The 3,770-nt window shown below is 35.2% G+C and carries 3 protein-coding genes; all 3 read right to left on the bottom strand.

Annotation, left to right across the window (positions count from 1 at the left end; translation table 11 throughout):
- Positions 1 to 404: 404 nt before the first annotated feature.
- Positions 405 to 1,721, bottom strand: a complete 1,317-nt coding sequence (locus EV194_RS16750) for an ATP-binding protein (RefSeq protein WP_132435680.1) — start codon at positions 1,719 to 1,721, stop codon at positions 405 to 407.
- Positions 1,722 to 1,932: 211 nt separating this feature from the next.
- On the bottom strand, positions 1,933 to 2,862 hold the full coding sequence (locus EV194_RS16745) for a nucleotidyl transferase AbiEii/AbiGii toxin family protein (protein ID WP_207916116.1): 930 nt from the start codon (positions 2,860 to 2,862) through the stop codon (positions 1,933 to 1,935).
- Between the two features lie 71 nt (positions 2,863 to 2,933).
- Entirely contained in the window at positions 2,934 to 3,536 is a 603-nt protein-coding gene (locus EV194_RS16740; protein ID WP_132435676.1) for a DUF6088 family protein, read from the bottom strand.
- Between the last annotated feature and the right edge of the window lie 234 nt (positions 3,537 to 3,770).

The raw sequence follows: 3,770 nt of genomic DNA, 5'->3' as shown, positions 1-3,770 counted from the left end.
CTATATCCATACCTGTACTATCTCGTGGATAGTCTTTTCCTAAACGCTCAGCACCGTGGCTCTTTACCACAGCACCTTTAGGTGGTTTGATGCCCGCTCCTGTAAGACGACACCGGTGGTTCAACTTACAACTGTTTCCACCATCTTAACTACAGCATGCAGAACTACATTTTGCCGATGTTCTGCTTCTCGGCACACTATGAAATGTTTGGGGATTGCGGGCTTCGTACCTGTCTGCCGTTACAAAAGTTGGTGCGGGGCAGGGCGATTCGCATAAACATCTAAAACCCAATATTTTATATATGATGTTGCCGTTTCGTTGTCTTTTTCTTCAAGTAATCTATTTTTATTTGAATTCATTGTCGGTTACTCTATGGTGCAATTGGTGCAATTATGGTGCAATTCTATAATTCATAAAATGAACCTGCTCCTTTATTGTCAGAAGCTTTAATTATCCCTTTCTCAACCAATTCAGTTAAATCTCTACTTGCTGTATTTCTGGAAACATTGAAGTTTGATTGATATTCACGATTTGTAATTTTTTCATTATTCTTTAAGAAATTAATGGCTTTTACTTGTCTGTCATTCAATCCAATTGACTTTAAATATTCATCACTATATATATCTTTCCTAAATTCTACCCAAAACCCTGACATATCATAAAAATACTTTGGCTTAGGTATCCCAAATTGAACACAATCATTAATCATTTTAATAGTTCCACGTCCCCATGCTTCAATATATCCACTCCTAAAAAGAGTATTTGCGATATCTGGATTGTATGGTTTCGATGGATGCTTAGTTAGAAGTTTTTCAATCGTCCAATTTTCTGGTAATTGAGCGTCATTCCAAAATATTAATTTGTCATTATAAACGCTTATCTGAATAGGTACACCCTCTGAATAGTCTTTGTGAGAAACTGAATTTAGTAAGGCTTCACGAATGGCTTCTTTTGGATAGTCGTATTTTTCTACTCTATTTAATCCGTCATAGCTTATTGATGAATGAATATATTTTGTTATAAGCAAGTCCATAGTTTTTTCGACCTGTTCAAATATGTTCCCATGAACTTCATCTTGAAATTTTAATATATCATCAGATTGGAAGAACCCGATTTTTATATATGCGCCAGTAACGTATTTTTCAGGAGTTGGATGAAAAAGTAAAATTGCAGCTCTTTTGAGATATTTGTTTTCTATTAGTTGTAAATTTTCTAATAGGTGGTAGTTTGTATCTGTTAAGACGTCATCTTCAATTCTTTGTGCTTTAACTGCTTTCTTTCTAAAGAGGTCAAAAGTATCTGGTTTTAAATCTTCTGTAGAAACCTTTGGAATAGGTACTCCGTCCCAACGTTTTCCTTTTTTCTGAAGCAAAAATTTATCCAGAGCATTTCCTTTTAATTCTTGCTTAGTACTTCCACTTCGATAATGGTATTGACCTTTGTAGTTTACGGGGTAGGGGTGAGCTTCTACAATAATTTCTAAGCAATCGCCATTTTCAGTTTCATGTAAATTAACGTCAATAATTATTCCCAATACGTCTTTTACTTTATTTGGTATATCTTCAAGCAGCTTTTTAGCATTTTTGAGTCCAACGATATTTCCGTTATCATCTTTACCAATAAATATTGAGCCACCGTAGGCATTGGCAAATCCACATATCCATTTTAGATATTCATCTCTCCACGATTCTTTCCACTCAATATTTTGTTTTTCTGCCATTTCTCGTCATTTTCATTCAAAGATAGAAAAAATGATTTTTTAATTATGGAGTTTTCTCTCTTGTCTATGAACGGCAACGGTGACATATATGAAATGTTGGGGCTGCGGTGTGCGTCTTTGTCTGCCGTTACAAAAGTTGGTGCGGGGCAGTAAGGTTAAAGTAAACATCTAAACCCCAATATTTTATATATGATGTTGTGGGTTGTGATTTTTATATTTTCATTTTATGTATTCGCTCTTGTAATTCCATTATTCTACTTATAAGTTCCGAAAAAGTCAAAGCCTCTCCATAAATCATAAATTTGGCCATTTCAGCATAATCCTTTTCATAGTCCTTAATTACGGAGTCAGGAGGTATAATTATGATTTTATCAGGTGTATGGTTGCTATAGTCTATACTTCTCAAGGGATTGAATTTTTCCCTATGAGCAACTATGTTACCAAAAAGTTCCTTGTCCTTTAAGGCTGCAAATCCATATTCTGTATCCATTAACCTTACTAAATCATACATGTGTCGTGAAAGGCGGTCTATGCGGATTTTTCCAGCTTCTTGGGAAAACTCTTCATGAAGTAGAAATATTTTTTCTAAGAAAGTTCTTTGTGGTAGAACAGTTGGAATAGCAAAGGATTCAGATGCAAAACTTAATTTTGGAAAATTGTCACTTAATATTGAATTGATTTCTCGTTTCTCTGTTGGTTCCATCAAAGAACGTGAACTTACTTCAATTAAAACTCTTTGCGGTAAATATTCTGATGTCTCCACAACGGAGTTGTAATGAATTTCAATAACCTGCGGGTCTTTATCTGAATCGGTAACTGGTTGAGCAAATAATTTACATTCGCCTATTGCATTCCATTTTGTCAAATATTGGATTAAGTCTTTGAGAAATTCTGTTGAAATGAATTCGCAAGATAGTTTCCTAAGCTTTTTGATTTGCGTTTTACTGATTTCTCCTTTAAAACCAAAAAACTTGCGGTCAATGGCCAAATCTATATCTTCAGAAAACCTCTCAATCAATTCCCATCCTTTGCTCAATGAAGTTCCGCCTTTAAATAACAGATGTTCACTATATGGTAAATTAAATGATGCATTTAAACATAGTGTTACCCACCAATCTTTTTCAATGGCAATTGCAGGCAAACCCGTTAATTCTGTTACCTGATTCAGGATTTCAATTCGTCTTTCTTTTGATAATGTTAGCCAATTGGTATTCATCTAATCGTCTGCATTAGTATTTTGTTTATCCAAGCTGGAGCTAGTTTTGCATCATAAATGATGTTCTCTATTTTCTCGTTTCTTAATATAGATTGGATTTTTTCTATCGTGTTTTCATCTACTTTCTTTTGTCCGATAGTTTTGAGTGCTTGAATAGCTAAACTACTGATTTCTCCTTTTACCATAAGGTTTTTCGGACTTGTTTTTTTAAAAGTAATTGTTCGTTTTCCGACTTTAATACTTCTGGCTGCTCCATCGGTCAAATAAACAACTTTCATAGGAACTTGGGTAGTTAAACCCAATTTGTTCAAAGCTTGAGTTCCTGTAGGAATAATTCTAGCTTTATCACGCCTAGCAATGGCTTTCGTAATTTCTTCGGTTGATGGAAAGAGTACTCCAAGTTCGTTATCAATTTTTGGATATAGGTAAATTCCGTGAGCCAATCGAACAAGAATATTTTTCTCTTTCAAGCGGAGAAGAGCTTTCTTGACACTTTCGGGACTGCCGTAGTCTAAAAAATCGTCCACAAAAAGGACACTCCCTTTCGGCAATATCTTGAGCGATTCAGCAATTCTATTTTCTACTTGTGGTCTTTCCATTTTTTTATATTCGTCCCAAATTTAGTAAATATTTGGGACGAAACGAAGTCTTAAAATAAAATTTACAGTTAGATAAAGGTTTGACTTTGCGGAGCTATCATAACCCACAACGGTCGCATATATGAAATGTTGGGGCTGCTGCAAAATCCGGAGGCATCCGGACACCCGTTCTGGAATTATCCGGGCAGGCATTCCGGTAATATCCGGACATGCGTTCTGGAATTATCCGGACAG

Origin of the sequence: Natronoflexus pectinivorans (assembly GCF_004345615.1) — a bacterium.
Classification (GTDB): domain Bacteria; phylum Bacteroidota; class Bacteroidia; order Bacteroidales; family Marinilabiliaceae; genus Natronoflexus; species Natronoflexus pectinivorans.
This window is presented reverse-complemented; position numbering and strand designations above follow the sequence as displayed.